Below are 3,486 nucleotides of genomic sequence, written 5' to 3'. Positions count from 1 at the left end.
GCGCCAAGGATAGTAGGATTCGAGAAATTGTCGCCTGCACTGCTTACACTTGTAGCATTGTCTCCCTCGACGATGCCCGTTCTTAGCGACTTGAGTTGAATTACATTGAGGACATTTCATTCTTCTATCATGCCAAACCAAGCATTACCCTTGCAGCAACGCCGCTGCTATTAGGTAGAGTGCAACTGCAAGCACAAGGGCACTGGCGATGGCAAGGCAATACTCAGACCGCCACCGTTGCCTTCGATGCTTTTTCGCTGCAAGCAACCGGGCTATTTCACCAAGCTGACTGGCAACTTCCAGCTTTGCACATTCCGGTGCTAGAAGGGCTGAGACGAGAAGCGACCTGGCAAACGTCTTACCTTGACTCAGATTTGCGGATCGGACGTGGGGCAACGGGTAATTTATTTGTGTTTGCGCGGTTGCTACGCAGTTCCCCCGTATACAAACCCTAATTTGCTGTAGAATCACGTCTAACTTAGGCTTTATGGCAACTATTGAACTAATAAGCTTGAATGGTGTTGCCGCAGCAGGTCAACAAATACGATCCCGATGATGTGTTTCATTCGACGATGGGACATCTTGCATTACAGCACAACAATTAGCTGCTCTGAAGATGGAGCTAAATATAGGACAAAAAACAAAACCCCGTTAAAAACTTTGATTTTTATCCTGTACTTAGAGCGGTTATAATCAACAGCCAATGAAGCAATAAACCCAGCTCAATCCATGCAAGCTACCTTTTTTACCACCGTTCTTTTACCAGTCGGTCTAGCGATCGTGATGCTAGGCATGGGGTTAACCCTTCTACGTGATCTCAATGGCAATCGGATTTTGGTTTGGTCAGTTGTTTAATCTGAAATTTCCCCAGCGCATTTGTATTGCGATCGAGGTAGGAATTCAGAATGCGACGTTGGCGATCGCCATTACTGCTGGGCTGTTAAATAATCCCGATATGGCGGTTCCTGCTGCTGTTTACAGCTTATTTGCATACGGCACTGCCATTTTTGCTATCTTCTATGGCAGAAGAACTGCTCAAAGGATTTATCAGGAAGAGATATCATGAGTAAATCATCTAATCGTTGATTCAATCCTTTCAAGTTTGATTTCCGGTTTACCCAAAATTTTGATCGTTAGCGGAATGTCCCCAAAACAAGTTTGCTAACACCATAAGAATCTGACAAATCGCCGTAAGAATCTGAAAGCAATTAAGCATTGCAACTCATTATGCTTTAGATAGATAAAACAAAATTGGTAAGGACTCGATCTTGATCAACTGTTAAACCATTAGAAGAAATGACAATGACAACCTCTCATGATCTATTGCTTAAACCTGATCAAGGAAAGATAAACCTTTAAGGAGAAGTCATGGAATCTAGTCAAAGTGTCGTCGTAGAGCGACTGCAACAAGCACAAAACGCGCATGATCTGGAAGCATTTTTAGCCTGTTTTGCACCTCACTTTCAGGGCGCTCATCCAGTCCATCCCGAAAGGGATGAACTGGGAATTGAGCATGTCCGTAGGAATTGGTCTGCTATGTTCCACAACATCCCAGATTTTCACTCCGAGTTACTCCGATTGACAGTTGAGGATGAAACGACCTGGGCTGAGTGGTATTGGTTCGGCACCCAGCGTAATGGTTCGCAGTTTGGTATGCGCGGGGTGACCATTCTTGGCATACAAGCAGATCAGATCGAGTGGGCACGCTTGTATATGGAACCTGCGTAAGTGGGTTCAGTTGCGATACTTTTTAGAGGTCAGTGCGTGCCTTTGCTACCTCACCCTAAAGATTGCAATGCTTACCCATAGAGCAGTTATATAGGGTATGGACATCAGCAAAGTCGTGATTGATTGTATTAATGATTAGCAGTTTTAGCACCACCTAAGAGGTTTTCATGCAAAAAATAAAATATTCCTCCTCAATATCTTTAACACCTGCTCACAAACTCTCAGTTCGTGAATTGGAAGTTTTGAAGCTCATGGCAGAAGGTCGAAGTAATTCTGAAATTGCAGCCCATCTATATCTGAGCCACAACACTGTAAAAACTCATGTACGTGGGATCTTCAACAAGCTTGGAGTTGACCATCGTGTACAGGCTGCCGTAGCCGCTTTACGTCAAGGGCTAATTTAAGAGGTTTAATGATGGCTTCTGGGACGCTCGTTTGATGAAGCCGTTGGATTAGGCGCAACCCAGGAAGAAATTGGTATTCCTGAAATTGGCTCAGAGGGCTACACAATCCCTCCAGAGTTACAGGCGGGTTTCTATGGCATTGCTGATTTTGGCGAAACCGCACCCGCATATGTGAACGTTCAAGATACACCAAAAGCATTGATCGCGGTTGAAGGTGCGAATCACTATAGCATTACTAATCAAGATAGCGATCGCGATCCCATTCTACCAACGCTGGATCAAACCCTAGCAACTGAGGCGTTCGGACGCTGGGGTGGACTGTTTCTGCGATCGCATCTTCTCCATGATCAAGACGCTTTTGATTACGTCTACAGTACAGGCGACAACCTTGATCCAAACGTGAGTGTGATTAGTCAAACTCCATTAGGTTAAATCATTCCCAACCAAACAAAGGTGCATCATTGCAACCTAACCTCTAATCTCGACCTCCCAACTATTTATTTTTGGTGTTCCTACCATGAAAGTCGCTCACTTCCTAGTTTCAAGTCTTGTTGTGGCTTCTACCATAATTGGAGTGGCGATCGCTACCGTCGATCAATCCACACCGATCGCCAGCGTCCCAACTCCTTCCTCATGGATTGCATCTCCCTCCACGCTGGCCTCAATGGCTTTTACTCCTGTCCATTACACTTCTCCTACGCTCGAATCTGCTCAATCTGACTCAACACCACAGTCTGAATCGCTCAGCAGTCAGTCACCCCTCACACTCAATGGCATTGGTCCAGTGCGCGTTGGCATGACCCTTGCTGAAGCCGAACAAGCGGCGAGGGTTCCCATTCCAGCAGCAGATACCGATGACAATGGTTGTGGCTATACGCAGCCGCAGGGCATTGAGAACCTGCTGCTTATGGTGACAGACAACCAAATTGCTCGCGTGGATGTGGTGCGCGACAGCACAATCAGAACCCTCAACGGTGCGGGTATTGGCAACACCAGAGCCGAAATTGAAGCGATGTATCCCGGACAAATCGAAGTGTCACCGCACGAATACGTTCAGGGTGGTCATTACCTGACCTATGTACCAACCGATGTGAGCGATCGCAACTACCGTATTGTGTTTGAAACGGATGAAAACGACATTGTGACTCGATTGCGATCGGGCAAACTTCCAGAAGTAACCTGGGTTGAAACCTGCTTCTAAGCGTGAGTTACTTACCATCAAATTTGCTAGCACCATAAGAAGAAACTGTCAGAACTGAGTACTCAAATCACCGCTTTTTTATCACTTTTTTGTATTGTAAGCTTCCTCTTCATTGCCTTCGATTAAATCGCTTGAAATAACTCTTCTAACTCA

At 45.6% G+C, this 3,486-nt stretch carries 4 protein-coding genes and 2 pseudogenes; all 6 read left to right on the top strand.

Annotated features, from left to right (window positions below):
* The first annotated feature begins 95 nt into the window (after positions 1-95).
* The 6 genes and pseudogenes from H6F88_RS18590 to H6F88_RS18565 all read left to right on the top strand — a co-directional run bounded on the left by H6F88_RS18590 (position 96) and on the right by H6F88_RS18565 (position 3,333).
* Positions 96-455, top strand: coding sequence for a PAP/fibrillin family protein (locus H6F88_RS18590; RefSeq protein ID WP_190644244.1), 360 nt, complete (start codon positions 96-98; stop codon positions 453-455).
* A 334-nt stretch (positions 456-789) separates the two neighbouring features.
* Positions 790-1,066 (top strand): annotated as a pseudogene (locus H6F88_RS18585) (bile acid:sodium symporter family protein); the annotation flags it as partial.
* 302 nt (positions 1,067-1,368) lie between these two features.
* Complete coding sequence (locus H6F88_RS18580) at positions 1,369-1,728, top strand: nuclear transport factor 2 family protein (RefSeq protein ID WP_190644243.1); 360 nt, start codon at positions 1,369-1,371, stop codon at positions 1,726-1,728.
* 218 nt (positions 1,729-1,946) lie between these two features.
* Positions 1,947-2,132, top strand: a pseudogene (locus H6F88_RS18575) (response regulator transcription factor); the annotation flags it as partial.
* Between the two features lie 171 nt (positions 2,133-2,303).
* Positions 2,304-2,564, top strand: a complete 261-nt coding sequence (locus H6F88_RS18570; protein WP_190644241.1) for a hypothetical protein — start codon at positions 2,304-2,306, stop codon at positions 2,562-2,564.
* Between the two features lie 121 nt (positions 2,565-2,685).
* Positions 2,686-3,333 carry a hypothetical protein gene (locus H6F88_RS18565; RefSeq protein WP_190644240.1) on the top strand — a complete coding sequence of 216 codons (648 nt, stop codon included), beginning with the start codon at positions 2,686-2,688 and terminating at the stop codon, positions 3,331-3,333.
* The last annotated feature ends 153 nt before the right edge of the window (positions 3,334-3,486 follow it).

It is taken from the genome of Oculatella sp. FACHB-28, from assembly GCF_014696015.1.
Classification (GTDB): domain Bacteria; phylum Cyanobacteriota; class Cyanobacteriia; order Elainellales; family Elainellaceae; genus JAAUTN01.
The sequence above is the reverse complement of the archived record's forward strand: the minus strand, read 5'-3'. Positions and strand labels throughout refer to the sequence as shown.

Excerpts from the sequence above, each read along its gene's own strand:
- H6F88_RS18580 (WP_190644243.1), top strand. The coding sequence starts at position 1,369 with ATGGAATCTAGTCAAAGTGTCGTCGTAGAGCGACTGCAACAAGCACAA.